This is a genomic window from Caproicibacterium argilliputei (genome assembly GCF_029211325.2).
In the GTDB taxonomy this organism is placed as follows: Bacteria; Bacillota; Clostridia; order Oscillospirales; family Acutalibacteraceae; genus Caproicibacterium; species Caproicibacterium argilliputei.
On record NZ_CP135996.1, the window covers coordinates 692,092 to 717,976 of the forward strand.

Consider the following 25,885-nt stretch of genomic DNA (forward strand, 5'->3'; position numbering starts at 1 on the left):
CATCTCCTGTTGCCAGACTCTCTCCAAGAATTATGACTACAACGAAAAGACACAAAATTAGTAAAGTTAAAATATTCTGCAACAAAAAATCACCACCAATCTAATTAGACTTAACGGACATTTTGTATAATAAAGCACCGCCCGACAGCGCTTGAAAAGTCAACTGCCATTTTCAGCGGTTATCGCAGATTACGCAGGTTTTTACCTGCTGGCACAAAAACGGCCAGACCACAAGATGTTGTGTTCTGGCCGCTTTTCTGCTATCTTCGATTTCCTCAGGTTTTCTTAAGCTTTGAATAATGCAAGATAATGAGAATTGAGCACTGAAATCATGATAAATATGGCCATGCCAATCCAAAACCAAACAAACCATCTTCCAAATGAATAAAAGTAAACCGCTCCTATCACAAGGTCAAACAGTAAAATGAGAAAACCAAATCGGGAAGCTGCTCGCCCCTTTGCATACCATGGAACTTTCAAACTGTTGCAAACACTGAGCATATCATCGGCTACTTTCCAACCGTCTTCAGATGATTTCATATGAGCTATTTCCTCAAGTATTTCTTTTTCATGAGGATTATAGTCTGCTGCTTTGCGGTTTATGTTGTGATAAGTGTTCCATGCGCTATCAAGTGCCTGCTGCCGAACAATCTCTTGCAACCGCAAACATGCTTTTTCGGAAAATTCAGCGACAAAAGAAGAATTGTCTTTTTCCTGCAGGCGAGAAGCACACCACTTTAATTCCGCCTGATATTTGCCTAACTTTCGGTAATTAGAATATTTCACATTTTCACCTTTTTTCCTGTCCGGTGCAGTCATGGGTTGGCCTCCTCCGGATTGCCGAGCAGTGACCCGCAGAATGGGCAAATTTCAGCGCCGTTGAGTTCTGCAAGCATTTTTCCATATCCCTCAATCGCGCCTAAGTCGTGTTCCTTTTGCCCGGTTATGTCCCACACCACCCCGTCGTGCGAATCATCTCGGAATGTCCATCCGAGCGTTTGGTACAGAAAATTGCTCACAGCTTGAAAATCTTTTGCATACCAACGCATGGTACGCGTATCTTTACAATCCTTTGCGGCCACGTACTTGCTCCATATGTCCGCAAGCCCAAACGCACACTGCTTTTTGATGTCTTCATCGTCGAGGTTTTGCACATACTCAACTTTCATCCTTTTTCACCTTCTTTTTGATAATTTTCAATAAGAAATCTGCCGCAAAAAGGGCAGTTGTTGATAAAACTTGTTTCATACAAAACGGCGTTGTCAGCGCGGATTTTAAATGGTTTATTGGGCTTATGGTCTCGGCATACCACGCATGGCTGTTCTAACGGTTTTAAATCGTTGGTTTTCACCCCTTTTCACCTGCTTCCGGCGGGCGGCGGTAGGCAAGCCACGATTTGCCGTAGTCCTCAAAATAAGCAATTGCAACAACGGCTACTCCGTCGGTTGACGTACTGATTACGCCTCCCGATTTGTGAGAGTAGTGCATATTCGCACTTACAATCGCCCAGTAGTTAGTATCCGAATCGTTTGGGTCGACGGCTTTTACCCACACCGGCTGTCCATCCATTTTTCGCAGCTCGCCCACTGTCAGCGGCTCATTCGGCTGCTGGGCGCGGGTAATAGATTCTTCTGCCATTTCTACAGCATCACATAATTCTTTGCGGGTGCAGTGCAATGGCTGTTGGTTTCGCGCTGCCTCGCCCCATAAAATTTCAATAGCACGTTCTGGACTTAACTGGCATGGCTTTAATTCTTCACTCATTGGTTTCCTCCTTTACATCAACGATTTCGACGGCAACAAGCATTTCTGGCAGGTCATCGGGCAATGTGTCATTGCACGAAAGTTCGTCGCCAGCCCTGTTTTTAAGCGTCATGCTGTACCAACCGTCAGCATAATCTTCGTTTGTATCTTCGTCCGGCTCATTGAACTCAAATTTGCAGTCGTTTTCGACAAACTTTGTATCTTCGTCAAGGTCGTCAAGGACATTTTCAAAGAGCTCTGCGCCCTTGCAGTTTCCGCCTATTTCAAAGGCAATATGACCGGTGTATTCCCACTGCTGAAAGGTGAGTCTTACAGTCTGTATTGCATTGTACATATTCGGATTGTAATTCATTTTTTCCTCCTTTTGTTGAACTGTTTTTTCATGGATTCAAGTTTTTCAGTAGCTTTTTGCACTTGCTTAGGCTTTGCATAGAGCAAAGCTGTTGCACAAGCCTTGCATTTTCTGAGGGAGCAACATCACTCACTTGTAACTTGTGTTCAGCCATGAGCTGTCGAGCTTTGAGAAGCGCTGCTTTTGCTTCGTTTTCATTGGGACTCGTTGAGAGAGCCAGCAACTTTGTTATTTTGCTTTTGATGTCCATAGTGTCACACTCCTTTCGGCCCATCTGGATAGGCATTTTCAAACGCTGCTAACTACAATAAATTGGTGATTACACGAAGCCAATACTCAAAGGCTATTAATTCAGCATTGGTAGTCTTTAACCGCATCTTATAGTAGGATGGCCATGAGTCATCAAACTGGGCAAGTTCAAACTCCTTGATTTCTTGCTCAAGCTGATGAATTGATCGTGCAATTTCTTTTCGAGTATTCATAAAAGCATATTCAGGTTGTTCGTTTACAAATTCTAAAAATGCTTTATGGATATTTGTTGTAATTTCGAGCCGACAGGATTTTTTCACAGAAAAGAATACCAACAGCCGTTTCTTTTGCATCCCTGCAATATTTTCAACCAGCAATGAATCTAGCTGCCTATTTAACCCTCGCCAGTTTACTGCCTTTGTATCCATAAAAGGCACTCCTTTTTATCATTTTATTGGCCCATCAGGATATATGTTTTCAAACTCGGCTAGGCGCTGCACCAATTCCTCTTTTGTGGCCTCACTCCAATAGCCAGATTTAATTCCGTTGCAACGCTCATGTGTCAGGCGCTCATAACGTGCCGGGGCAGCTGCATCATTGACCACAATATCATCCTCAGAGAAAACAGTTTCCTGGTTTGGCAGGGGCAGGTTTCCGCTGCTGTCACGGACGTGCTTTTCGACTGCCTTACATTCATGCACCGGCGCAAAAGCTCTATTACCGGCAGATTGAATTTCTGGTATCTCGACCATTTTGCTCTGATTCCCAGCCGGAACAGGTTCCTCTACACCATCCGCTTCGTCAGGTTCCAGCAAATCAATTTTTCCGGCAAAGAAATCAGCCAGAATGTCACTGTACCAGTTGTGAAGGGTTTCAAGCTTCATGAGTCCTTCGGCTTGCTTCAACGATACTTTCTGACTGGGATTGTTTATCAGGTAATCTGCAAGGCGTTGCTGATTGCCAGGATAAGTGGTATCGGTCAGCATCACACCAGCCATAACCGGGATGCGTCCAGAGTCAACAAAAGCCAGCAGATTGCGGTTCAAATCTGCCAGCTTGATGTAACGTTGTATGGTTTTAATTGTTTCGCCGTAAGTATCAGCGATGGCGGCGGTGCTTTTTTTCTCACCACGCGCTTCGTATGCTGCCTTTTGCATTTTGTATGCATGAGCCAATTCGGATGGCAGCAGTTCATGACGTTGGTAAAGGTTGGTGTCAGTCAAAATCAAATCTGCTTCTGCATCTGTGCATTCGCGCACGATGCACTTTACTTTGCAACCGGCCAGTTCACAAGCGCGTTTACGGTTGCGACCTGCCAAGATAATGTACTTATTGTCTATCTTGCGAACGATGCAGGGCTGCTGCTGTCCGTTTTCGCGGATACTATCAGCCAACTGCGACAATTTGTCTGATCCGTAGGCGTGAAATGGTTGGTCTGTGATTTCTGTCAATTCAGACGGTTCAAATTCTACAATTTGAATATCGGATAGTAATGTGGTTGCACCCGAACCAAACAGTGTGCCGGAAAACGCTTGCTCCAGAGTCGGAAGTGACTGCTTTTTCATTTCTTTTTACTCCCTTCCGATTGCGGAACACGGCAGTTCCACGCTTCGACAGCTTCTTGAATAGAACAATATACTTCAAAGATACTGTGTGCAATACACTTTTCATTGGAGCAAGTTATTCCGTATGTGTCGCAGTGCTTATCAGGGAAATAGTCAGTTTCTGGATATGCTCCACAAAATGGGCAAGATTTTATTGCTTCATTCATTGTTTATCACCTGCGATTCTTTTAGCAGCGGCAAGGTATGCCTGCCCAACACGGCTACTCTTACGGTGTACCAAACTGCCGCACAGAGCGTTATCATCATCTGTGCTGTTCCGCGCTTCTTGCAGCATCGGAACAGGCTCTGAAAAAACGAGGCTTCCATAGCTTTCTTTTAAAGCCGTGAAAACCTCGTTGCTCATTTTTGTCTGGCGACTATACATGGTAACGAGCATTCCAGCCAAGTATGGCTTAACATCCTGTGTCTGCTTAATTGCCATATACCGCTGCAACATCTGCGGAATGCAATCATAAGCAAACTTTTCCGCCTGCACTGGTAACAGCAATTTGTCGCTGCATTTCAATGCATTACTAACCAGCAGATTATCAACAGCAGTCGGGCAATCAAACAAAATGTAGTCATATCGAGCGAAAAAATCGCGGTGAAAAATCCTGTCAAGCACGGTATTACTCTGACCATCGTTACCTAAGACAGCATAGATACCGCCCAGCATCTTATTAGCCGGAATGTAGTCGAGCTGCTCCCGGTCGCTATGACGGATGAACAGAGCATCATCGTTAGAGCAGATACCAGACACTTCCTGGTAAATCAGCTCTGATATGGTGGGCTTGCCGTCCGGCTGATAGCCGAGCCAGCGGGACAAATGTCCCTGCTGATCAAGGTCTACCAGAAGGACACTCTTTTTCAGCAGGTGCAAACCAGCACCGATATTCAATGCCGTTGTTGTTTTGCCGACGCCACCTTTTTCGATAGCTACTGCAATAATTTTGCTCATGATTTTTCTCCTTTACAATGGGGGCTTTTCAGCCACAGACGTTAATATTTTGTCTTTTTGTCATTGTGCTGCCGATAGGCAACAGGTTTACTCGTCAAGGAATGTAGAGTAAAACACTTCATCATCCGCAGGCTGGAGGGTGTGCTTTTTGGAAACCTGCGGTTCCTTTGGTTCAGCGTCAACATACTGACGGTAATATATGCTGCCACGGTTGCGTTCCGGCTTTGACACATCCAGTATAATATGATTCTCTTTCAACCGTTCAATTTCCTGCGGCAGTTCGTCTGGCAGGGCAGTTAAGCGCATTTTAATCATTTTGATTTACCTCTTTCAAACAAGTCTGTATTTCCATCTCTGCGACATACGAAGCGCGGAGATAAGAGGATTCTTCATCTTCTGCATCGTAATTTTCTTCCAACGTGATGGGGTCAATGTACTGCTCAATACTGTCACCAAATATGCCAACTCCGCTGCATGAGAGATATGTGTGCAGCTGGATGCAGCTGTGTGACAATCTGCTGTAATCGTTGCTGTCAGGCGTATAGCCAATACAGATTTGCAGATGCCCAATCTCCATTCTGTAGTGCCGAAAGTGTGACGGTACGTCTATGGTATCTTCGTCCGGGCGCAAACCTGCGGCAGTACCAAAATACTTTTTTGCTATCTGCTGAGCAAGTTTAAAGGTCAAGCGCGGTAGTTTGTTTTCCATAATACTTCACTCCTAAAGTGGTTTCGGTGGGGGCCGCGACAACGGCCACAAGACGGATGGTTAGCACAGGTCTTTTTGTTCATCGGTTCACTTCCTTCCCAAATGTGATAGAATGTCGCATTTCAAATATGTAAAATGGTATAAAAAAGCACTTGACAGCTAAGCCAAGTGTGATTAGACTCATAGTTAAGTTTGTTATTTAATAATTGATTGAAAATACGCGTCGCTGGTTTTGTGCAGTTTAGCAGCGCTTGGATGGCTGTACCTTGCGGTGGTTTCTGGTCGAGTGTGTCCGAGAATTACTTGTACATCGCGAAGATTAGCGCCAAGTTCTTGCATTAGTGTTGCTGTTGTATGACGGCATGAATGAACATTCAAACGGTGGATACCAGATTCTTTCATAAATTTATTGTAAGAACGGTTAAAATTGGAAGGATATATTAATGTACCAACTGACGTGCCAAATGGATAGTCACAGGTTTTAGGAATGTTCAAAATAAGTTCCATCACCCATGAGGGGCAAGGAACGTCTCTTATGGAATCATGTGTTTTTGCCTTTCCATCAGTTACGCGAGGAATTCCATCATCGTCACAATAAACAGCTCTGCGGATGTGGATGATTCCTTTTTGAACATTCAAGTCGACATATTCAAGTCCTAACAGTTCCCCACGGCGTATCCCTGTTACAAGTAAAACGATAGTTCCAATTGCAATTTGCATGGCTACTCTACGGTGTCGTTTATTACTGATTCCTTGATAGTATGTAAGGGCAAAGGAAATGATTTTCTGAACCTCTTCAAGCTCATAACTACTACCGCTTTTTTCAGGCTTATGTGGAGACTTAAGTTTTCTGGCGGCATTTTTGATACAAATGTCATTTTCTACTGCGGATTCAAAAGTTGAGCGCAAAAGTCCATACATTTTTTGAATGTATGATTCGGACGCTGTTACTGCAAAATTATTTAGAAATTTCTGCAACATGATGGGGGTAATTGTGGTTATAGCAAGTTCCTGTAGTTGAGACGGAATTTTATTTTGCAATAGTTCCAGTTGATGATAGGATTTGGCACTTACAGTTCCTTTGCGTTCTCCTTCTAAATATTTTGTCATCCATTCTCCAAACGTTATCGTCGGTTGGTTCTGTTTCAAAATGGATGTAATAGGCGAAAGAGCGGTTTTCAACATCATAATTTCTTCTTGTGTCATAGTTATTCAAGATCCTTTCTTTTTCTAATAGTTATATTATTTCATATAATAAAGAAAGGGATGACACTATGTGACATAATTTTCGCTTGACGTGCGGAAGGTCATAGGTTCGAGTCCTATAACGTCCACCAAATGGCCGAAAGGCGAACACGGCAGAAATCATGCAATACCACTTCTTTCCCGGCGGTTTTGCCGTCACAGGTTGCATGATAATGAGAAAAAAGCTGTTTGCAAAACTTTTGTTTTGCAAACAGCTTTTTTACTTGTCTTGGGATTTTCTTTTCATACAAAAAAGGTGGAACAACCCTCTTAAATCGGAATGGGCTGTTCCATCTTTTTTTTAAGAACTGCTTTGCAACAACTCTTTTATTACGCTTGCCGGTATTCGCCGGCATGGCCTGTGACAATAGGCTTATTTTTTCGGAATGCTTGGAAACGACATGGCGCGGTACTTGGCGTACTGCTCTTTGACTTCGCTTTGACGTTCTAAGAAGGCTATACGTGTTTTAATGATTTCGTTCAAGTGCTCGGCGCGTGCCTCATTAACGTTCCGGTCGCGAACCAGACCGTTTTTCGCCAGAATAAAGCGGTAGCTGCCGTCTGGCTGCTGTTCCAAATTGCCGCCTGCGCCGCAGACAGCACACTCAAACGGGAAGGTAATGCCGTCCCAGTGCGCATCGCCGGGATAAATCAGTGAGGAGTGGCAACGCGGGCAGAGTCCGTCGTTCGGGTCGCCAAGCCAGGTGCGCTGCTCGACCGGTGTTTGAATCGCCTGCGCGATGTGTGCACCCATCTGGTGTGCGCGGGCAATCTGCTCCGGATGCAGCAGAACATTGCCGGGACGCCCGACACGCGTAGACAGCATACGGTCTACAACTTGCAGGGATTGTGTGAACATGGTTGCCTGCAATGTTTCCAGCGTGAGTGTCTGCCAGTCGTGGCAGCTGCCGCCGACGGCAATCAGCCCCGCCACAGTGTGCGGATCTTTCTTGACCGCACCGATTTGAATGCGGAATGCCAGCTCATATGCCAGAAAGCGCTGTGCAAAGGTCAAATACAGCGAGGAGGGAGCCAGATCGTACGTGGGACATCCCACAATTACGCCCTGGCAGGTCTGCATGACGTTGACAATGGTATCCATATCATCGCGGTTCTTCAGAATACAGCCCTTGTATGTTTTGGTTGGATCCTGTGCGACTTCGCCCATTTGCATGGTGCAGGATTCACAGCCGGTGCAGGGCAGAATGTGATAATCAAACAGGTTAATAAGAATGGCCTCGCCGCCGGCTTTCTGTACGGCGCTCAGGGCTTCTTTGACCAGGATTTCGCTGTTTCCGCCGTGACGGCCTGCAACGATTCCGATTACTTTAAAAGACATAATATGCAGTTTTCTCCTTGCTTCTTCTGCTTTGCAGAAATTTTTAGTTGAGCAGGTCGGCAATGCGCTCACCGGCCATGCGGCCGCTGTTGACGGCAAAACCCATGGAATTGCCGGGCAGCGTGAAATTATAGCTGTCACCGTAAATGGTGTTTGCGTCAGAACCCGCGCTGAACAGCCCCGGAACCGGCTTTAGGTCAGCGTCCAGCACTTCACAGTATTTGTTGACGCGCACGCCGCCAACTGTGCCGTAGGCGCCCAGATAGAACTTGCCGACCAGATACTTGCCCTTGCCATGGATGGGGTGCAGGTACTTCTGTGGCTTGTGGAACTGCTCATCCACACCGAAGTCACAGAAGTCATTGTACTCGTCCAAGGTATCCTGCAGTTTGTCTGCGGCAATGCCCAGCTTTTCGGCAAGTTCTTCCACCGTTTTGGCTTCGATGTAGCCTTCGTAATGTGCATCCTGTGCTTTCTGTGCTTCCTGGTCAAAGGCAAGGAAAGCATCTGCAGGATGTACAATATCGAAAATATCGGGGCCGTTCTTTTTGTAGCGCTTGAGAATTGCTTCGTCCATAATGCAGTAGGCGTAGTGACCCGACTGCATACCGATGGCGTTGCCGGTGTAGGTGGTGTTGCCCATTTGTCCTTCGTTCATAAAGCGGTCGCCGTTTTGGTTAATCAGCAGATTTGGCTGGCGCAGCACTGCGTCAATTAAGAACCAGTTGAGGTTGTCCGGAACCTGATAAATGGTTTCAATGTTGGCACCCCATTTTTTTGCGCCAGCTTTCCACATCATGCGCAGGCCGTCGCCGGTGATACCGGGAATACGGAACGGAAAGTAATCCTTGCCAAGATTCAGGTCAAATTCCCGCTTAATCATTTCGGCATTGTTGCCGAAACCACCGGTGCAGACAACCACTGCCTTGCTGCGGATTTCATACGTTTCACCGGAAGCATCGCTTGCCAGCACACCACACACACGGCCGTCTTCCACAATGAGGTCGGTGGCGGGAGTTTCCAGATAAATTTCCGCGCCCAGTTCTTTGGCGCGCTCGGTCATGGCTTTTGCCATGGCACTTGCCGCGCGCGGCCCAATGACGCCGTTTTCCGGCTTGACAATGTGCCAGGTTGCCGCGGACTCGCGGAAATAGCGATAGGCGCCGGCAAATTCCACGCCCATTTCCTGCAGCCATGCAATGGTGTCAGCGGATTTGTTGAAGTAGATTTGCACCAGGTCTTCGTCCACATGGTAGTGGGTGTATTCCATGTGTTCCTCCAGCGCTTCCTCGACCGTAATGTCGTTAAACATTTTTTTCTGAATTTCCGTGCCGATTCCCAGCGGGCCCATGCCCATGTTGGCGGCGCCGCCGGTGGTGTTGGATTTTTCCAAAATGACGGCTTTCAGGCCGTTTTCGCCGGCAGTAATTGCGGCGGCAAGTCCGGCGGGGCCGCCGGCAACGACTGCAACGTCGGTTTGAATCTGCTTCATGTGAAAGTCTCCTTTATAAAGAATGTTGGATTTACAGGATGTGCAAAACGAAAGGACTCAGCGTTTGCGGAAACGGCCAACGCGCGTCAGGCGTTCCGGCAGCGGCGGCATATGCCCGGAAGCATACTTGACCGCCCCCTCCGGGCAGGCTTCAACGCATTTGCCGCACTTGGTACAGTCAAACTCGTCAATCATAGAGATAAAGCCGTCTTTGCCCTCAATGCAGTCCGCAGGGCAGACATCCATGCAGTCGCCGTTGCCCTGGCAGAGAGTGGGGTCAATGTAAAGCTTTAAGAAAGCTTTACACGCGCCGGAGGGGCAGACCTTTTTGCGCAGGTGCGCCTCTACTTCCGGGCGGAAAGCGGTGAGCGCGCTGCACGCAGGCGCGGCGGCGATGCGCCCCAGCGAGCAAAGAACAGAATGGTTCATAGCTTCGCCGAGTTCTGCCGCGAGGTCTAAGTCGGCGGCTTTTCCGCGCGCCTGTGTCAGGTCTTCAAAAATTGCAGAAAGCTGAAACAGCCCCTCACGGCAGAAGGTACACTTCCCGCAGCTTTTTTTGCGCAGGATCTGCAGTTCTGCCAAAGCTTCCGCGGCGATACACTGGTCGTTACGCAGAGGGCGGATGACACCGCTGCCAAGCGGAAAATCGGGTGCCAGCGGCTTATCTAACACTTCAGCGGGGTAAAACGTGTGGTTGATGCACACAGCGCGCGCATTAACCGCCGGAAAAGCAGAGCGCAGCGGCGTGCCGAACGGCACTGCGCACAGGTGGCCGTCTGTAAATATGACAGCGGCGGGCTGCTGTCCGGACAGCACATCGGCTATTGCGGCGAGTGTGGGCAGCGGCAGCAGTACATCATGCAAATGCGCGCGTGCGTTTACACTGTTTTGCAGCACAACTGTCAGCGGCAGTTGGATACGTTCCGCCGCTTTTTGCAGAGCACTTTGGGCATCTGCACAGGATTCCGGTAAAGCAGCAAGGGCTTCTTTGGCGCCGGTGACTTTGACAGCCGCGGCAAAACCGGCGGCGATGCCGTCGGGGCTTTGTAAGGCAAGTTCGGCAAGCACACCGTCACAGTCTGCATTTTCCAAAGCACCCACCACGCAGGAGGCGGGCTTCAGGCACGCAGCAGCTGGTGCGGGCGCACTGCCAGTGGTCAAGAGATTGGCGGCGCGCAGCTTTTCCAGAATTTCTTCAGCAGACAGCGTTTGTACCATCTGCTCTGCTTCCGTATTGTTGTTCGTCATTGTGCAGAAACCTCCTTTTGCGTGGTGTTGTAATCGCTCCAGATTCTGCCCGGGTGCAGCTGGAACCGCAGGTCACACTGTAAACAGCGGGCGGCTTCGCCACAGACTTCACCGGCAGGCAGACCTTTGTCCACCATGCGGAAGTTATCACAGCGGCTTTCGGCGGCGAGAATTTCGGGCTGCTTTCTGGAGAGCGCGGCAAAGCCTTCGACACGGCCGATGTTTCCGTCCGGTGTTTCACGCGGCGCCAACACTTCGGAAATATCGCCGGTTCCGCCCAGAAAGCGGTCGGTTTCACTTGCGGCATCACGGCCGGAGGCAACTGCCTGAATGACGGTTTTGGTGCCGTAAACGACATCACCGCAGGCAAAAATGCCTTCCGTGGCGGTCGCGGCGCTGTCTGGTGCGGTGGTTTGAATGCTGTTGCCGCGTCCGAGCGGCAGTCCGGCGCTTTCGTCAATTTCCGCGCGCTGCCCAACGGCGAAAATGACGGTATCTGCCGCAATCTGATGCAAGGAGTCTTCTTCCTTTTCAATGACGGCGCGATGGTTTTCGTCAAAGCGGAAGGATTTCACGTTCATAAAGGATACGCCAGTTACAGCTTTTTCCCCAAGGATGGCTTCAAAAGTTTGTGCCGGATGAACCGCAATTCCCTCAGCTTGCGCCTGCAGAATTTCTTCTTCATCCGCGGTCATGGCTTCACGGGCTTCCAGACAGGCGACATGAATTTCCTTTGCGCCCAAGCGTTTGGCAGTGCGGGCGCAATCAAACGCCACATTGCCGCCGCCCAGCACCACCACGCGCTCGCCAAGACCGGTAGGGCTGCCCATAGAGGCGTTGCGTAAAAAGTCGGTGTTCAGCAGGACGCCGGGCAGGTCGTTGCCGGGCATAGGCAGGCGTACGCCCTTGTGGGTACCGATGGCAAGCACAACGGCATCATAGTCTTTTTTCAGTTCCAGTGGCTTTTGCACGCGGTCACCACAGCGGATTTCGACACCGACTTCCGCAAGGTAGCCTGCCTCGCGGTCCACAACATCGCGCGGCAGGCGGTAAGAAGGAATGCCGTACTGCATTTGTCCGCCAAGCTTGGGGAATGCCTCACACAGGGTGACGGCGTGTCCCTGCTTTGCCAGATAAAAAGCGGCGGTCATGCCGGCAGGCCCGCCGCCCACCACGCAGACGCGTTTGCCGGTGGCAGGCAGGCGCTTCTGGTTTTTCTTCCACAGCAAATTGTTGTCATGCTCTGCGGCGAAACGCTTGATGTTCCGAATGGAGATTGCCTCGTTGACTTCCCCACGGCGGCACTGTGCCTCGCACGGGTGTGCGCAGACGTGCCCCAGACACTCTGGAAAGGGCAGGCGCTCATGCACCACGGCTGTAGCTTCTGCATAGCGGCTCTCTTTGACATAACGGACATAGCGCGGCACATCAGTATGAACCGGACACGCGGCGTGGCAGGGAATCAGCGCATCGCGCTTTTCGGTTGCGGTGTAGTTAACCGCGTCCCGAATGGAGCCGGTGGGGCAGACCTCAGCGCACGCACCGCAGAAGCGGCAGTCCGCGTCTTTCAGCAGGCGGTCGTGCAGGGTGCCGATGTAGGTTTCCATTTCCTGTTTGTTGTACTGCAGCACCTGCACGCCGCGCACACTGTCGCAGACGCGCACACAGCGGCCGCACAGGATACAGCGGTTCATATCGTGAATCAGCAGCGGCTGTTCCTTTTCTGCAAAGCCTTTGACACGGGTGTGCATCCGTGTAGCGGAAACATTCATATACTGAATCAGCGTCTGTAGCTCACAGCGCCCGTACTTAGGGCAGGCGGAGCAGTCCTCAGGGTGGGCAGCCAGCAGCAGTTCCATTGCCAGACGGCGCAGATGGTCAACGCGCTCGCTTTTGGTGGTAATCTGCAGTCCGTCGCGCACCTGCAGCATACAGGAGGGAACCGGTTCGGCTTCTCCCGCACATTCGACAACGCAGAGCCGGCAAGCACCCAGATCCGGCAGATCCGGATGGTGGCACAGGTGCGGAATGTAAATGCCGTTTTGCAGCGCAGCTTCCAGTACGCACAGATTTTCGTCGGCATGAATGGTTTTTCCGTCAATCGTAATCGCTGCCATGAAAATCCTTCCTTCCTAATTTTTTTTCAGAGTTATGCTTGCTTTTCATGGGTATGCGACGCTTTTTCACAGCGGAGATGCCGGTCAAGCAGCGCCTGAAATTTTTGGTTCAGCAGGCCGATGTACCACACGCCGCACAGCATGGCCAGCAGCAGCTTGCCAAAAACGGCAGCGTAGTTTGCCGGTGTGCTTTCACCGAAAGTTCCCAAGGCAATTGCCCACGAGCCCAGCCAGATGGCGAGCACCGTCTTTTGCCGAAAGGCAACTTCGCTGAGCAGCACCGCCGCAAAGCCCCAGACGCAGAGCACCAGAAACAGTGCGGACATTTGCGGCAGCGGCAGTGCAGACATGGCGATGGTGGCGGTCAGCCCCCATATGCAGCCCATGAAAAAGGAGAGGGATTGCCGCACGCCGGCACGCAGAGGCTCGTGAAACGGCAGCAGCATACCCGCACTGGCGAGCGATACCCATCCGAACGGGATGCCTGCCAGTGCACTGACCACTGCCCAGAGAGGCGGCAGCAACGCCACCCCGACTGCGGCAGGCAGCGCATCGCGTACAGTTAGGCGAGAGGGCTTCTGTCCGTTCTTCATCACCAGTTGTCCTTTTCTTCCGCATAAAGCGCGGGCAGCAGCGAGGCGAGGTTTGTAAATTCTTTAATGTTGTGAGAGAAGAGCGCACGCGGGGCTGCCTCCGGCACGCGTGCGCCTTCCGGCAGCAGGCGCGTTACTTTTCCGTCTTTCATCCCGACTCCCATCCAGAAGCGGCTGACGAACTGCACACCGCCCGGTACGCTGCAGAATTTGTGCGTCATCAGTGCGGGGGATTTTCCCTCGCCGGTGCCACACACCAAGGAGGGGCACGCATCCGTTCCAATCAGCGCGGGGTCGTAGCCCAAATCCTGCGGCGCGGCAAAGCAGAGGTACATTTCCTCCGGGCCGAAGCCGATGTCTTCCTTTATAAAGTGGCGGACGCCCCAGGTCTTCTGCGCCAGCGGCACGTGTGGGTCTTTGACATAATCCGGCTTATCCGCGCGTGCGTGATAGTGGTCATCGTGATCCCAGAGTTTGTAGCGCAGGTCACTGCCAACGCTGTGCCAACCGAACCACCACTCACACATCTCAACGGTGACGTTCGGCATAAAGGTGCTGTTTGCAACATAGCCGAGTCCGTCTGGCATTACGGTGAAACCGCAGGTCAGACCGGCGTCGGTACCTGCCAGGAAGCGGTTGCGCTCTTCCAGCGGCAGAGCTGTGCGCGGGTCGGCGGGTGCTCCCTGTGCGATGCGCAGCTTTTCTTCCGGCACCTTTGCAAGGTCCCGATAGAAATATTTGACGTACGGCAGTTTCTTTTCCTCTTCTGTCAGTTCGACCAAAGTTTTTGCCCCCTCAATTCTTTTTTTCTGTTCTTATTATATCGTCACATATTTAACAATGTCCAATTCTATTTTTTTGCGTATCTATTCCATATTATAATAGATTGTGTTACAATGCAGAGGGTGATGCAAATGTACAAAATCAGCATAGAGGAAATCGAAGCGTTTTTAACCGTGGCAGCATACAAAAGCTTTACCCGGGCGGCAGCGGAGCTGTATGTTTCCCAGCCGACAGTGACCAAATGGATTAAACACCTGGAAGCAGAACTGGGCGTGCGGCTGTTGCAGCGCAGCAGCCGCAGTGTAGAGCTGACATCTGCGGGAAATCTGCTGAACGCACGCTGGGGCGGGATGCGTATGGAATGGGAAACCTCGGTGCATTTGGCGCAGCAGCTTTCCGATGCACAGGGTTGCGGATGTATTCGCATCGGCCTGCTGTATGGGTTTGATTTTGAGTCAAAGCTGGCACCGCTGGCTTCCCAGTTTGAGAGCCTGCACCCGGATTTGAAAATTGACCCGAACCTCTACGGCTTTGATGAAATAAAAGAAAAGGCCGGCTCCTGCGACTTTTTGTTCACAACCAATTTGGAAATGGAGTCGGCGCCGCAGTACCGGACGCTGCGCATGGCACGTATTCCGTTTTACCTGGCAGTTGCACCGCAGCACCCTCTGGCGCAGCGCGGGTCAGTGACACCGTGGGAGATTCGCCGGGAAACCTTTGTGGTCATTTCCTCACAGATTTCATCAAATATTATGGCGCACTTTGATGAGGCGTTCCGGCCGTTTCAGGCTTCCCCAACATTTGTCACCGTGGAAAATGTGCCGAGTCAGTTTATGAAAGTGAGCCGGCAGGAGGGCGTTGCCATCACCGGAAAAGGCTTTGTGAAAGACCACGAAGCGGCAGTGCGCCTGCTGAAACTGGAAAACTTTTCTTTGGAAGTGTACGGCGTCTGTGCGTGGCGGGATGAGAATCTGTTGGAACCTGCCAGACGGTTCCGCGATTTTATGCTGGAAACTTTTGCTGGAAAAATATCCGGCTGAGGTGCGGGCTGTTTCGGACTTTTTTCAGAAAAAACAGTGGCAGGGCAAGTTGTTTCCTGCGTTTTTCGGTAACGTACTTGCCTGCATCTTTCCAATCTACCGCGGACAGCTGCAGCCAGTACAAAAACAAAAAGAAGAATGAAAAAATTTAAAATCGCGGTTGACAACCTCAGTTAGCGGTGGTAAACTATAAGCGTCGAAAGGTTAGCGCGCGCTAATCTTTTACTTTGCACGGTGGTCAGCAAGCTGTTCATAAACAGGGGGTGGAAGGGATGATGCCGATTTCGATGGCAGAGCCGGGAGAACCGGTCACCATTCGCCGTATTGGCGGAAAAGACGAGGTGCGCCAGCACTTGGCAGAGCTTGGGTTCGTTGTCGGCGGAGAAGTGGTGGTGGTCAGTGAACTTGGCGGCAGCCTGATTTTACAGGTGAAAGACAGCCGGATTGCGCTGGACAGAACCATGGCAAATCGAATTCAATTTTAGGGGGAGAGCATAGTGAAAACACTGAAAGATGTAAAAGTCAGCGAAAGCGCAACAATTGTCAGGCTTCACGGCGAGGGTGCCGTGAAGCGCCGCATTATGGACATGGGGCTTACCAAGGGAACCGAGCTTACTGTGCGCAAGGTTGCGCCGCTGGGTGACCCCATGGAGCTGCATGTGCGCGGATATGAACTTTCTGTGCGCAAAGCAGATGCCGAACTGATTGAAGTCGAATGACTTCTTTATGGGCATAAGTTAGCCTCAACTAATAAAGTTTGTGTATGCTAAAAATGATTTTGAGGAGGAAAGCAAATGGCAATTACAATTGCACTGGCCGGCAACCCGAACTGCGGCAAAACCACGCTGTTCAATGACTTGACCGGCTCCAGCCAGTATGTCGGCAACTGGCCGGGTGTAACGGTGGAAAAGAAGGAAGGCCGCCTGAAAGGGCACAAGGATGTCATTATTCAGGATTTGCCCGGCATTTACTCGCTTTCGCCGTATACGCTGGAAGAAGTCGTGACGCGCAACTATTTGGTCAATGAGAAGCCGGACGTCATCCTGAACATCATCGACGGTACCAACATTGAGCGGAATCTGTACCTGACGACCCAGCTGCTGGAACTCGGCATTCCGGTGCTGATTGCAGTCAATATGATGGACTTGGTGCAGAAAAGCGGAGATCTCATTGATACCCAAAAGCTTGGCGCGGAGCTGCACTGCAGGGTGGTTGAAATCAGCGCGCTGAAAGGCAAGGGCGGCATGGAGGCGGCAGAGCAGGCAGCATCTCTGGCAGCCTCTACCGTACAGCCGGGCGACCGGCCCCACGTCTTTGAAGGCAGCGTCGAGCACGCCATTGCCCATGTGGAGGAATCTATTCAGGCAAAGGTGGATCTCAAAAATCTGCGTTGGTATGCCATCAAACTGTTCGAGCGCGATGAAAAGGTGCAGGAGGAGCTGAACCTGGACGAAGCGCTCAAAGCCCACCTGGAAGCGCATATTGCCGAGTGCGAAAAGGAGATGGAGGATGACGCGGAGAGCATCATCACCAACCAGCGCTATGCGTACATAAAGGGCGTAATCAACAAGGCTGTGCGTAAAAGAGCAAAAAAAGGCAGCTTGACAACCTCTGATAAGATTGACCGCATCGTGACCAACCGCATTCTTGCTTTGCCGATTTTTGCGGGCATCATTTGGCTGATGTATTACATCTCTGTGACGACAGTCGGCGATGTGGCGACCAGTTTCATGAATGACACGCTGTTCGGCGCCGTCATTCCGGACGCAGTAACCGGCTGGTTGACCAGTGTGAATGCGGCGCCGTGGCTGCAGAGCCTGCTGGTGGACGGTATCATCGGCGGTGTGGGTACGGTTTTGGGCTTTGTGCCGCAGATGCTGCTGATTTTCTTCTTCCTGTCCGTTTTGGAGGATTCCGGTTATATGGCACGTGTGGCGTTCATCATGGACCGCATTTTCCGCCGCTTCGGTCTTTCTGGCAAGTCCTTTATTCCCATGCTGATTGGCTCCGGCTGCGGCGTGCCCGCTATCATGGCAACCCGTACCATTGAGAATGAAAAGGATCGCCGCATGACCATTATGCTGGCACCGTTCATTCCCTGCACTGCAAAAACGGTGATTATTGGCATGATTACCGTGACCTTCTTCCCGCATTCTTCATTCATTGCGCCGGCCATGTATCTGCTCGGCATTGTCATTATTGTGCTGTCCGGTATTGCGATGAAGAAGACCAAGTATTTTGGTGGGGACCCGGCACCGTTCGTCATGGAACTGCCGGCGTATCACATTCCGTCTTTCAAGGGCGTGCTGATTCATATGTGGGAGCGCGCACGTGCATTCATTATCAAGGCAGGTACCATTATTTTTGTTGCCTGCGTTGTGATTTGGCTGCTGTCCAAGTTCAGCTGGAATATGCAGTTCCTGGATGACCAGATTGACCAGAGCATTTTGGCAAGCATCGGCGGTGCCGTTTCCTGGTTCTTTGCTCCGCTTGGCTTTGGCAACTGGAAAGGTGCGGTCGCGGTCATCAGCGCAGAGATGGCAAAGGAACAGGCAATCGGTACGCTGGCTGTGCTCAACGGCGTTGCAGACGGAGCTGCTGACAGCGCGGTTTCTGCTGGGATTGCCACCATGTTTACGGCAGCGGGCGCGTTTTCCTTCATGGTGCTTAACCTGTTTGACCCGCCCTGCCTGGTTGCCATGGCAACCACCATGCGCGAGATGGGCAGCCGCAAATGGGGCTGGATCGCCATCGGCTACCAGTGCGCGGTTGGTTATGCACTGGCGTTCATCTGCTACCAGTTCGGCGTTCTTTTCACCGGTGCTTCCTTCAGCGTCGGCACAGCGTTTGCACTTGCAGTGATTGCGTTAATTATCTATCTGGTTGCACGGAAAAATAAGTATAAAGAACACAATACAGAGTCGGTTCGTGCGGTTTCGGCCGCCGCCGGCAGGTAAAACGACAGGAGGTGCGGCTTCATGCTTGCAACAGTTCTTATTACACTGGTCTTGGTGGCGCTAATGGCAGCGGTCATTGCCAGGGAAATCTATAATCGAAAACATGGCAAAGGCGGCTGCAGCGGTTGCAGCGGAGGCTGCAGCAGCTGCTCCGGTAACTGCCATCCCAAGTAAAAACGGTATCAAAAAAGGCGGGCTTTTTGCCCGCCTTTTTTTTGTCCTTATGCGCCCTGTACGGAGGAGGCGGTGTCTGCGTGGCTTGTTCCTTGAAAATTTCCATGCTCATCAAACAGCGGCATCTGTGCGGACTGCAACTGGTATTCCTTCGGCGTCAGGCCGGTGTGCTTCTTAAATAGGGAGATAAAGTAGCTTTGCGAAGAATAGGAAAGCAGGTAAGAAATTTCGGAAGAAGAATATTCCGAGTATTTGAGAAGCCCCTGCGCCTCCTCAATTTTTTGTTCATTGATGTAATCGACCAGTGACTGGCGCGTTTCCTTTTTAAAGAGTTGCGCCAAATAGCTGCTGTTGTACCCGGTGTAGGCGGCAATCGTTTGTACCTTCAGTTTTTCGAAAATATGGTTCTGCACATACTCCATGCACTTTTGAATCGGCTTGGAGTAGGAACTGAGCTTGGAACGCTTGACGCGGGTGGTGAACTCCAGCAGCACCTTTTCTGCCAGGCTGTCAACTTCCAGCGCAGAAGCGGCGCTTTCCACCCGCTGAATGTACGTGTCGGAAAGAGTGTATGCCACTTCGATGTTTAGACCGCCGTCAATGGCGGCACGCGTTGCCATGGTGACAAAGGCGATAAAGGCATTTTTGGACTGCCGAAGGTTGTCGTTCGGGTTTGAAACCATTATGCCCACATTACCGGTGTAGGGCATTGCGGAGTAAAACTTGAGGTTCTTCAGGTCGTCGGTGCGGATGCACAGCCACAGGAGTTTTTCGTACTGGTACGTTCCGTGGTAGCGGTTCAGCTCTCTGGCAGACTGCAGGTTTTTGTCAAAATCCTTTTTGGTTTCAAGCCGGGTGTCGTTCATGCTGCCCAGAAAAAGGATTTCAGATTCTTCCAGCAACTCACCAGATGCTTCAAAGTGAATCAGCGTGACAGCCGATGTCAGCTTGGCGCTGAACGCCAAGTTAGATTTTTTGTCTAGCTTCTCTTGTACAGGGCCAATGATGTAAAGGCCGCACAGAATTTTTTCCTGCAGAACGGGTACCAGTGCGTAGTATTTGTGCGCATGGACAAAGACCACAGGCTCATTTCCATTTAAACTTTCCTGCAGCATGGAAACCAGCAGGGCATAGTCTGTTTTCAGGGCATCCTCTGTGCCGGACTGGCGCGGAAAGATGCACAGCATGGTCATTTCCCGGTCAAAATAACGCACGGTTGTATCCAGAAGTTTGCTTAAGGATTTGCAAAGAACATGATACTGCTCCATTTTTCTGTCACCTGCTTTGCGTGCGAAACCGCCTGCTTTTTCGGGCAGGCGTGTGGTGTGCGTTCCGTTTTCTTTTATTTTAGCGGAATTTTATGGAAAATGCTAGACACAGCACAGCCCCAGTGTCCTCAATTTATAAAAAAAGTACATTTAATCTGCTGATTGTATCAAAAATATATAAATTTTGATATTCCGAATATCAATTTCTGACTATGATTATTCATATTCCAAGCAAATGCCACACATTGCAGTTGCTTACTGGAGAGGCGTTCGTTTTAGCTTATCATTATTTGTGGAATTAGGTAGGAGGAAAGAAAATGAGCAGGAAGAAAAGGATCGCAGCATTTCTGGTTGCAGCCGCCATGGTCGGTACTGTATTTACCGGATGCGGCAGCAGCACAAGCAGTTCGGGAGGCACAGCGGGCAGCACCGCGGCAAAGTCTGCAGAAAGCGGTACGCCGACAGAGGTTACCATGGCGTTCATTACATTTGGCACCACACCGGACACTAACTCGGCGGCATTTCAGGCGATTAACAAGATTGCGGAAAAAGAAATCAATGTTAAAGTGAAGTTTTTGCCCATTAGCATCGGCGCTTGGCAGCAGAAGATTAACCTGATGCTGTCCGGAACAGAAAGCCTGGATCTGATGTACTGCTTCGGTTCCAGTCTGCCGACTTATTATGCAAACGGACAGATTCTCAGCATGGAAAAATATCTGCAGCAGGACGCGCCTGATATTGAAAAGGCAGTCGGCACGGCATACATGAAAAACGGCCAGATGAATGGCGAACAGTATGCCGTGTCAGTGGCAAACCGCTACAATGGCGCCGGCTACGGCGTGGTGATGCGCCAGGATCTTTGCAAGAAGTATGGCATTGATGCTTCTAAAATTACAGACTATGATTCTTTGGAGGCAGCTCTGAAAGTTGTGCATCAGAAAGACCCGTCGCTGTATCCGCTGGTATCGCAGTCCAATAGTGTTACACTGATTGATACTGCGCACGACTGGGATATCCTCGGCGATGGCATTGGCGTTTTGATGAACAAAGGCAGCGACACGAAGGTTGTCAATCTGTATGAGCAGAAAGAGTACAAGGAAAAACTGGATATGGTGCACCGTTGGTACAAAGAAGGTCTGATTATGAAAGATATCACGACCAATACGGATGCCGCCACCACCCTGCTCAAATCCGGGAAAGCCTTTGCAAGCCTTTACCAGACTTACGCAGATGTTAAGGATATTGCCGCGGATGTGCAGATGTCAACCGGCTGCGCCGTTAATGTCGTGCAGATGGTTACGCCGTATGCAACCACTTCACAGGGGCTGTGGACACTGACAAAGAACTCAAAGAATCCGGACAAAGCCATGCAGTTCCTGAACCTTATGTATAAAAACGAAGAGCTCATGAACGATCTGGTGTACGGCGTGCAGGGTACGGATTACAACATCGTGAAAAACAGCTCCGGTAATAAGGCTGTGTCGTTCCCGTCCGGCGCAGATATGAGCAAAAACTGGTACGCAACCTTTGGTGCTGCAAACGCTTGGGAGTTCCCCAACCAGAAGCTGCAGTATCAGCTCAAGGATTACGACCCGGATTACCTGAAAAACACGGATGCTTACAACAAGACGGTTGTGGATTCCAAGGCAGTTGGCTTCTCGTTTGACAACTCTGACCTGACAACGGAAAACTCCAGCATTTCCAATGTGCTGACGCAGTACCGCGTTTCTTTGGAAGACGGCGTCAGCGACCCGGATACCGTGCTGCCGCAGATGATTCAAAAGCTGAAGGCAAGTGGCATCGAGAATTACGTTGCAGAAAAACAGAAGCAACTGGACAGCTGGCTGAAAGCAAGCAAGTAAGTTTTTAGCAGACCGCTGCAAACGGGGATGGCAGGAATGCATTCTGTGTCATCCCTGTTTCTGTGTATAGATTTCAAGGAAAGGATCGATTCATTTTATGGCAAAGCCTTCGTATGCGATCGCCAGCCGGCGCAGTACACACAAAAAGAACTCCCGATACTGGCTCTTGTACCTCATGATGCTGCCCGGACTGCTGTATTTGCTGATTAACAACTACATTCCGATGTTTGGTATCATCATTGCGTTTAAAAAGTACAATTACCGCAAGGGAATATTCGGCAGCAGCTGGGCAGGTCTTGACAACTTCAAATTTCTGTTTTCAACAACGGATGCCTTTGTAATCACCCGCAACACCATCCTTTACAATCTGGTGTTCATGGTGGTTGGCACGGTGCTGGGGGTGTTCGTGGCAATCCTGCTGAATGAAATTACCAAGAAGTTTTTCTCTAAACTGTACCAGACGGTCATTCTGTTTCCGCAGTTGATCTCCATGGTTATTGTCAGCTATTTGGCTTACGGTATGCTGAGTACCCAGACAGGCTTTATCAACAACAGTATCTTAAAGCCGCTGGGCATCGGTGAAATTTCGTGGTACAACGAACCAAAGTACTGGCCGGCAATTCTGCTGATTGTGAACATCTGGAAGGGCCTTGGCTACTCAGCAATTATGTACCCTTCCTCCATTGTCGGGATTGACAAAAGCTACTATGCAAATTCAGCCTGGCGGCATACCAGTATCTGGGCGACAGCTTCAGCACCATTGCCAGTGCTTACGGAATTACCGTTCTCGTTACGCTCATCGGCACGACTGCGAGCATTGTCATCACGGCAATGCTGGCTTACCCGCTGTCACGGAAAGATCTGCCGAAGCGAAAGTTTTTTATGTTCTTCGTGGTGTTTACCATGCTGTTTAACGGCGGCCTGGTGCCAAGCTACTTAATGTGGACACAGGTCTTTCAAATGAAAGATTCGCTTGCCGCATACATCCTGCCCGGACTGCTGACCAATGCATTTTTCATCATTCTGATGAAAACCTATTTTGAAAACAGCATTCCGACTTCTTTGATCGAAGCGGCACAGATTGACGGCGCAAACGAAGCCATTATTCTGTTTAAGATTGTCATGCCGCTGGCGCTGCCGATTGTGGCGACGCTGGGGTTGTTCTCCGGGCTGAACTACTGGAATGACTGGATGAACGGCTTGATTTACATTTCTGACTCTCACAAATTCAGCATTCAGGTTTTGCTGAACCAAATGCTGCAGGACATTCAGACGCTGTCCAGCGGCGTGGTGAAGCAGTCGGTGTCAACCAGCGCAATGCCGGCTTCTGGAGTGCGCATGGCCATTGCAGTGATTGCGGCGCTGCCGATTATGGTCATCTATCCGTTCTTCCAGAAGTATTTCCAGAAGGGAATCATGGTAGGAGCGGTAAAAGGCTGAAAGACATATACGGGTTAGATCCATTTCTGCTGTGCAGATCAAGTTATAAAAAGGAGGATGCTGTAGAGCATTTCCCAAAAAAGTCGGAGCAGTCACCTAAAAGGGGTTGGCTGCTCCGATTTTTTGTTGTAGAATGAGGTTGTGAAAAATTTTCCAGATTCCTTTTTGTATAACAGGTTATACGCTGGCATCATGGTGGATCTGTTAGTGATACGGAAAGTAGAGATAGAAATAGTGGGGGATCGAGTGTTAGGATAGAAGAACAGAAATTTCAATTTTTATGGTTCCGGATAGCAATCTTAAAAAAGTGGAATCAGAAAAAGGCTGCCCCTTTTTCTGCGGTAGCATGGGTAAAAATCAAAAGAAGTTGGAGGTCTGTAAAAATGGAAGACGGAACAGAATATGCAGCGCATATCAGAGAGGACAAGACCGTTCAAACCGTCAAGGAACATCTGGAAAACGTTGCGGCTTTGGCGAAACAATTCGCGGAACCATTCGGTGCGGGCGGTATGGCAGAGCAGTGCGGGCTGGCGCATGACGTTGGAAAATACACGAAGGACTTTCAGGAACATCTGCGGGGCGCACTGAAAAAGCCAGACCACTCTACGGCAGGTGCGCAGGAAATCCTGCCAATCTGCGGAATTTCGGGGGCTTACTGCATAGCGGGGCACCACGCCGGTTTGATGAACGGCGGTGGGCAAATGGACAGCAGCCAGACGTCGGGGACGCTGTACGGCAGAATGACAAAAGAAATCAACAAGGAATATCAAGTTTATAAGCAGGAGATTTCCCTTCAGCGGCCGAATCCGCCTCAATTAACGCAGTTGGGGGCAGGCGGCTTTACCAATTCCTTTTTCATACGAATGCTTTTTTCGTGCCTTGTGGATGCGGACTTTTTGGATACGGAAGCATTTATGAAGAATCAGGAAGTCAGAGCATGGAACGGCTGTGACTTGCTGGCGCTTTTAAAGAAACTGGAGAGCTTTCTGAACGAAAAACACTGGTTGGAAGGAAAGGAGGGGCTCAACCAAAAGCGCAGCGAAATTTTAAAAACCTGTATCCGCGAAGGAACAGATTCTGAAAAAGGCCTTTTTACCTTAACAGTGCCCACGGGGGGCGGAAAAACAGTCGCGTCCCTGGCGTTTGCCCTGCACCATGCAGTGGCGCACCATATGCGGCGCATTTTCTACGTGATTCCGTACTGCTCAATTATTGAACAAACAGTGGATACGTTCGGCGAAATTTTAGGTGCGAAAAATGTTTTGGCGCACTACTCCGGCGCGGAATACGATGATGAGAACGAGCAACTCGCTGAAAGACGGCTGGCGACCGAAAACTGGGATATGCCCGTTGTGGTAACCACAGCGGTGCAGTTTTTTGAGTCGCTCTTTTCAAACAAAACCTCTGCCTGTCGCAAACTGCACAATCTTGCCGACAGTGTGGTGGTATTTGATGAAGTGCAGACGCTGCCGGTATCGTATTTGAAGCCGTGTGTGGATGCCATTGCAGAGCTGACGGTTAACTACGGAACCTCCTGTGTGCTGTGTACGGCGACACAGCCGGCGCTGCAGCCGTTTTTTAAGGAATACGCACCGAATTTGCAGTCTAAGGAGATTTGCCCAAATACAGAAGAGTTGTATTCCTTGTTCCGCCGCGTGCGCTACGAACCCCTTGGGGAGTTGACAGATGAGGAACTGGCACAAAGGCTGAACGATTTGAAGCAGGTTCTGTGTATTGTCCAGACTCGCAAACAAGCCAAAAATGTCTATCAGCTTTTGAACGGAGAGGGGTGCTTCCACCTTTCCACCCTGATGACGCCGCGGGACAGACGTGACGCTTTAGAGAAAATTCGGAAACGGCTGGATGACAAAAAACCGTGCAGAGTGGTTTCAACAAGCCTGATTGAAGCCGGTGTGGATGTGGACTTTCCAACGGTCTATCGGGCGTACGCCGGGCTGGACAGCGAAATACAGGCGGGCGGACGCTGCAACCGCGAAGGGAAAAATGCCGCGCAGGACAGTGTGGTCTTCCTTTTTCAGCCGGAAAGCAAGTACCGTGTGCCGGACGCACTGAAGCTGCCGGTACAGGAGGCGCAGAGTGTAACGGCTGGTGTAGAAGACATGACGCTTCCGGCGGTGACGCAGGCGTATTTTTCAGCGCTTTATAAGGATAAGGGCAGCGCGGTGGATTTGAAAGGAATTGTAAAAGGCTTTGAAGACGGCGCTCTGAGCAACGGAATTTTTCCGTTTAAGACGGCAGCAAGAAATTTTCGGTTTATTGAAAACGATACTTGGACCATCTTCATACCGTGTGACGAAACCAGTCGCAGGATGGCTTCACAGCTGCAGCAGGAAGCATTCCAGCCAGATGTATCATTTTACCGGCTGCTTGGGCAGTACTGCGTCAGTGTTTATCAAAATCATTTTCAGGAACTTTATCCGTCCCTTGTGATGGTGGGGGAGCGCCTTGGAATTCTGACGGTGAAAAACCTGTATGACACAAAGCTGGGGCTTAGCTTTCAAAATGACGGCGGATTCGGGCTTATCCAGTAACGTATAGAATAAGCCGGTGCGGAGTGACCCGCCCGGCTGTATTCCCTACCCGACAATGATAAAATCTAAGTTTCAACCCACAGGACCTTTCCGAGTCGATACAGAAAGGTCCGGACTGATAACCAGTATATATTGCTGC

28 protein-coding genes are annotated in these 25,885 nt (G+C 50.2%); 9 read left to right on the plus strand and 19 right to left on the minus strand.

From position 1 onward, the window contains the following. Nucleotides 1–285: 285 nt before the first annotated feature. The 18 genes from PXC00_RS03240 to PXC00_RS03325 form a co-directional block, all read right to left on the minus strand. Nucleotides 286–819 carry a hypothetical protein gene (locus PXC00_RS03240; protein ID WP_212507980.1) on the minus strand — a complete coding sequence of 178 codons (534 nt, stop codon included), beginning with the start codon at nucleotides 817–819 and terminating at the stop codon, nucleotides 286–288. Then, nucleotides 816–1,169, minus strand: a complete 354-nt coding sequence (locus PXC00_RS03245) for a hypothetical protein (RefSeq protein WP_212507981.1) — start codon at nucleotides 1,167–1,169, stop codon at nucleotides 816–818. Before PXC00_RS03245 ends, PXC00_RS03240 begins: the two co-directional genes overlap by 4 nt. Further along, the gene (locus tag PXC00_RS03250; protein WP_212507982.1) at nucleotides 1,166–1,351 is read right to left on the minus strand and encodes a hypothetical protein; all 186 of its coding nucleotides are present in this window, start codon (nucleotides 1,349–1,351) and stop codon (nucleotides 1,166–1,168) included. The genes PXC00_RS03245 and PXC00_RS03250 overlap by 4 nt, the downstream gene beginning before the upstream one ends. Then, nucleotides 1,348–1,764, minus strand: coding sequence for a hypothetical protein (locus PXC00_RS03255; protein WP_212507983.1), 417 nt, complete (start codon nucleotides 1,762–1,764; stop codon nucleotides 1,348–1,350). Before PXC00_RS03255 ends, PXC00_RS03250 begins: the two co-directional genes overlap by 4 nt. Further along, nucleotides 1,757–2,116 carry a DUF5406 family protein gene (locus PXC00_RS03260; RefSeq protein WP_275846114.1) on the minus strand — a complete coding sequence of 120 codons (360 nt, stop codon included), beginning with the start codon at nucleotides 2,114–2,116 and terminating at the stop codon, nucleotides 1,757–1,759. Before PXC00_RS03260 ends, PXC00_RS03255 begins: the two co-directional genes overlap by 8 nt. Nucleotides 2,117–2,144: 28 nt before the next feature. Beyond that, nucleotides 2,145–2,366, minus strand: a complete 222-nt coding sequence (locus PXC00_RS03265; RefSeq protein ID WP_212507985.1) for a DUF2786 domain-containing protein — start codon at nucleotides 2,364–2,366, stop codon at nucleotides 2,145–2,147. A 52-nt stretch (nucleotides 2,367–2,418) separates the two neighbouring features. Further along, a complete protein-coding gene (locus PXC00_RS03270; RefSeq protein WP_275846113.1) occupies nucleotides 2,419–2,793 on the minus strand; it encodes a hypothetical protein in 375 nt (124 codons plus the stop codon). A gap of 18 nt (nucleotides 2,794–2,811) precedes the next feature. Further along, the gene (locus PXC00_RS03275) at nucleotides 2,812–3,930 is read right to left on the minus strand and encodes a ParB/RepB/Spo0J family partition protein (RefSeq protein ID WP_275846112.1); all 1,119 of its coding nucleotides are present in this window, start codon (nucleotides 3,928–3,930) and stop codon (nucleotides 2,812–2,814) included. 202 nt (nucleotides 3,931–4,132) lie between these two features. Continuing rightward, on the minus strand, nucleotides 4,133–4,927 hold the full coding sequence (locus PXC00_RS03280) for a ParA family protein (RefSeq protein ID WP_275846111.1): 795 nt from the start codon (nucleotides 4,925–4,927) through the stop codon (nucleotides 4,133–4,135). An 87-nt stretch (nucleotides 4,928–5,014) separates the two neighbouring features. Next, nucleotides 5,015–5,242 (minus strand): hypothetical protein, encoded by a 228-nt coding sequence (locus PXC00_RS03285; protein ID WP_275846110.1) that lies wholly within the window; start codon nucleotides 5,240–5,242, stop codon nucleotides 5,015–5,017. Further along, on the minus strand, nucleotides 5,235–5,636 hold the full coding sequence (locus PXC00_RS03290; RefSeq protein ID WP_275846109.1) for a hypothetical protein: 402 nt from the start codon (nucleotides 5,634–5,636) through the stop codon (nucleotides 5,235–5,237). Before PXC00_RS03290 ends, PXC00_RS03285 begins: the two co-directional genes overlap by 8 nt. 195 nt (nucleotides 5,637–5,831) lie before the next feature. Further along, nucleotides 5,832–6,842 (minus strand): tyrosine-type recombinase/integrase, encoded by a 1,011-nt coding sequence (locus PXC00_RS03295; protein ID WP_275846108.1) that lies wholly within the window; start codon nucleotides 6,840–6,842, stop codon nucleotides 5,832–5,834. A 412-nt stretch (nucleotides 6,843–7,254) separates the two neighbouring features. Beyond that, nucleotides 7,255–8,220, minus strand: coding sequence for a flavodoxin family protein (locus PXC00_RS03300; RefSeq protein ID WP_275846106.1), 966 nt, complete (start codon nucleotides 8,218–8,220; stop codon nucleotides 7,255–7,257). A gap of 43 nt (nucleotides 8,221–8,263) precedes the next feature. After that, nucleotides 8,264–9,712 (minus strand): FAD-dependent oxidoreductase, encoded by a 1,449-nt coding sequence (locus PXC00_RS03305; RefSeq protein ID WP_275846105.1) that lies wholly within the window; start codon nucleotides 9,710–9,712, stop codon nucleotides 8,264–8,266. Between the two features lie 57 nt (nucleotides 9,713–9,769). Then, nucleotides 9,770–10,960, minus strand: coding sequence for an NADH-ubiquinone oxidoreductase-F iron-sulfur binding region domain-containing protein (locus PXC00_RS03310; RefSeq protein ID WP_275846104.1), 1,191 nt, complete (start codon nucleotides 10,958–10,960; stop codon nucleotides 9,770–9,772). Continuing rightward, nucleotides 10,957–13,077 (minus strand): FAD-dependent oxidoreductase, encoded by a 2,121-nt coding sequence (locus tag PXC00_RS03315; protein ID WP_275846103.1) that lies wholly within the window; start codon nucleotides 13,075–13,077, stop codon nucleotides 10,957–10,959. The genes PXC00_RS03310 and PXC00_RS03315 overlap by 4 nt, the downstream gene beginning before the upstream one ends. A 32-nt stretch (nucleotides 13,078–13,109) precedes the next feature. Next, nucleotides 13,110–13,670, minus strand: coding sequence for a DUF1097 family protein (locus PXC00_RS03320; protein ID WP_316935080.1), 561 nt, complete (start codon nucleotides 13,668–13,670; stop codon nucleotides 13,110–13,112). Continuing rightward, nucleotides 13,670–14,452 (minus strand): DAPG hydrolase family protein, encoded by a 783-nt coding sequence (locus PXC00_RS03325; RefSeq protein WP_316935081.1) that lies wholly within the window; start codon nucleotides 14,450–14,452, stop codon nucleotides 13,670–13,672. The genes PXC00_RS03320 and PXC00_RS03325 overlap by 1 nt, the downstream gene beginning before the upstream one ends. Before the next feature lie 132 nt (nucleotides 14,453–14,584). Here PXC00_RS03325 and PXC00_RS03330 point away from each other — a divergent pair, with 132 nt between their 5' ends. The 5 genes from PXC00_RS03330 (at nucleotide 14,585) to PXC00_RS03350 (ending at nucleotide 18,624) form a co-directional block, all read left to right on the plus strand. Continuing rightward, a complete protein-coding gene (locus PXC00_RS03330) occupies nucleotides 14,585–15,493 on the plus strand; it encodes a LysR family transcriptional regulator (protein ID WP_275846100.1) in 909 nt (302 codons plus the stop codon). A gap of 272 nt (nucleotides 15,494–15,765) precedes the next feature. Further along, entirely contained in the window at nucleotides 15,766–15,978 is a 213-nt protein-coding gene (locus tag PXC00_RS03335) for a FeoA family protein (protein ID WP_275846099.1), read from the plus strand. A gap of 12 nt (nucleotides 15,979–15,990) precedes the next feature. Then, nucleotides 15,991–16,212 (plus strand): FeoA family protein, encoded by a 222-nt coding sequence (locus PXC00_RS03340; RefSeq protein WP_275846098.1) that lies wholly within the window; start codon nucleotides 15,991–15,993, stop codon nucleotides 16,210–16,212. A 75-nt stretch (nucleotides 16,213–16,287) separates the two neighbouring features. Continuing rightward, nucleotides 16,288–18,450: a ferrous iron transport protein B gene (feoB, locus tag PXC00_RS03345; RefSeq protein WP_316935082.1), complete on the plus strand. Its 2,163-nt coding sequence runs from the start codon at nucleotides 16,288–16,290 to the stop codon at nucleotides 18,448–18,450. Nucleotides 18,451–18,471: 21 nt separating this feature from the next. Beyond that, nucleotides 18,472–18,624, plus strand: a complete 153-nt coding sequence (locus PXC00_RS03350; protein WP_275846096.1) for a FeoB-associated Cys-rich membrane protein — start codon at nucleotides 18,472–18,474, stop codon at nucleotides 18,622–18,624. A 47-nt stretch (nucleotides 18,625–18,671) separates the two neighbouring features. Here the strand turns inward: PXC00_RS03350 and PXC00_RS03355 are convergent, their stop codons facing one another. Further along, a complete protein-coding gene (locus PXC00_RS03355) occupies nucleotides 18,672–19,892 on the minus strand; it encodes a helix-turn-helix domain-containing protein (protein WP_316935083.1) in 1,221 nt (406 codons plus the stop codon). A 317-nt stretch (nucleotides 19,893–20,209) separates the two neighbouring features. Here PXC00_RS03355 and PXC00_RS03360 point away from each other — a divergent pair, with 317 nt between their 5' ends. The 4 genes from PXC00_RS03360 to cas3 all read left to right on the plus strand — a co-directional run bounded on the left by PXC00_RS03360 (nucleotide 20,210) and on the right by cas3 (nucleotide 25,746). Then, a complete protein-coding gene (locus tag PXC00_RS03360) occupies nucleotides 20,210–21,754 on the plus strand; it encodes an ABC transporter substrate-binding protein (protein ID WP_275846094.1) in 1,545 nt (514 codons plus the stop codon). A 97-nt stretch (nucleotides 21,755–21,851) separates the two neighbouring features. Next, complete coding sequence (locus PXC00_RS03365; RefSeq protein ID WP_275846093.1) at nucleotides 21,852–22,694, plus strand: sugar ABC transporter permease; 843 nt, start codon at nucleotides 21,852–21,854, stop codon at nucleotides 22,692–22,694. After that, nucleotides 22,637–23,194 carry a carbohydrate ABC transporter permease gene (locus PXC00_RS03370; RefSeq protein WP_275846092.1) on the plus strand — a complete coding sequence of 186 codons (558 nt, stop codon included), beginning with the start codon at nucleotides 22,637–22,639 and terminating at the stop codon, nucleotides 23,192–23,194. The genes PXC00_RS03365 and PXC00_RS03370 overlap by 58 nt, the downstream gene beginning before the upstream one ends. Before the next feature lie 383 nt (nucleotides 23,195–23,577). Beyond that, the gene (cas3, locus tag PXC00_RS03375) at nucleotides 23,578–25,746 is read left to right on the plus strand and encodes a CRISPR-associated helicase Cas3' (RefSeq protein WP_275846091.1); all 2,169 of its coding nucleotides are present in this window, start codon (nucleotides 23,578–23,580) and stop codon (nucleotides 25,744–25,746) included. Nucleotides 25,747–25,885: the final 139 nt, after the last annotated feature.